Raw genomic sequence first — 1,445 nt, 5'->3', positions numbered from 1 at the left:
GCGATACCTAAGGCGTGGTCCGACACTTTCTCCAGCAGGCCATCCGGCAGGATGACATCCGACGCGGCAAGGACTGGCCGTGCATGGAACGTCACCCCGGCCGCGCTGGGACCATACTCACCCATCACCAGGGAAATGACCTGTCCCTTGAGCACGCTGCGGTGCTGCATCCGACGGCGGAACTCCGAGAGGAAGCGTGCGGCCTTATCTGTAGCGCCGGCCAAAACCTCAAGGGACGCTGACTGCCGGCCATACCGAGGGTTGGCGTCCCGCTGCAGCACGGCGATGGGACTGCCTCCATGGCTGAACAGCCAGAGCCCCAGTGCCACGGCCTGCCGTTGTTCGTTCGGCCCGACAGCTAAGTTGGCGTAGTCCGGCTGGGCCAGGGGGAACTGCGGATATAGCTGAGACTGCTGCAGCATGTCGCTCAGCGAGTGATGGTGGCGTTGGTCGCCGCCGCCGATGCCCACGAGCCGGAACTCAGGATCCTCCGCGGCGAGCTCTTCCATGAGGATGTCTGCGTCCACGAATCGGTGCGGCGGAATCTCTTCAACCACTACTGACACTGATTCGGCCCGGACCGCCAAATGCTCGGTGAGCGTAGTCAGCAGCTGGGTTCCCGGTTGCTCCCGACGCTGGCCGGACTGCGCGAGCTCCACGAGCCGCGCGAAATCGTCGATGAACTTCCCCAAAATTTCATCCATGGGCTGACCCTACCAGCGCCGCCAATCGGTGTGGCGCTCATGCTCTCCAGCAAGCGTCAGTCGGTGGTTGCGCTGACCGCGATGGTGCCGCCCTGGGGGTCCCTGATCACGGCGCTGCGATATCCCGGCGTGTCCATGGGTGCCATCAAGATGCTGCCACCCAGTGTTACGACCTGCCGGGCAATGACGTCCGCGTCGCGGACGGCGAAATTGACGCTCCAATGCGGGGGGACCGCGACGCCGTCCGTGGCTGCCACCACCGCCACTACCCGGCCGGAGCGGAGCCACCGCGAGAAGGGGGCGTCCGGGACGGGTTCGAGTTCCCAGTCGAACATTGCACCGTAGAACGCCTGGGCCCGCCCGACATCTGTGGTGTGCAGCGAGCTCATGGCCCAGGAATTCGGCTCATTGGCCAGCTGGGCGCCGTCGTTCCCTCCTGCCTGCCGCAGGCAGAACGGGACGCCGGTGGCATCGGCGAGCACAGCAATGCGGTCATCCGGGCCGGCACCAAACGGCGCCAGGCGCTTGCCCCCCGCCCGCTCGGCACGAGCCAAGGCTTCCCCGACGTTTACGACACGCACGTGGGTGATCCACCCCGGCGGCGATTGCGGCGGCGCCTGTCCGATTCCGGCAACCAGCTGACCGCGGAGGCGCGCAGCGTAGTAGAAGCCGTCGAGCCCGGGCGGCATCGGAATGGGGTCGTCGAAAGTCCACCCGAAGAGCGGACCGTAGAAGTCCTTG

1 protein-coding gene and 1 pseudogene are annotated in these 1,445 nt (G+C 66.2%); both read right to left on the bottom strand.

Features of this window, described 5'->3' with window-relative positions:
- Positions 1-704 (bottom strand): annotated as a pseudogene (locus LQV45_RS32100) (AAA family ATPase); the annotation flags it as partial.
- Positions 705-760: 56 nt separating this feature from the next.
- A partial coding sequence (locus LQV45_RS32095; RefSeq protein ID WP_230011563.1) for a VOC family protein occupies positions 761-1,445 on the bottom strand: 685 nt, incomplete at its 5' end.

The sequence above is a fragment of the Microbacterium sp. Bi128 genome (assembly GCF_918698205.1).
Note: the sequence above shows the minus strand (reverse complement) of the source record. Positions and strands in the feature narration are given on the sequence as shown.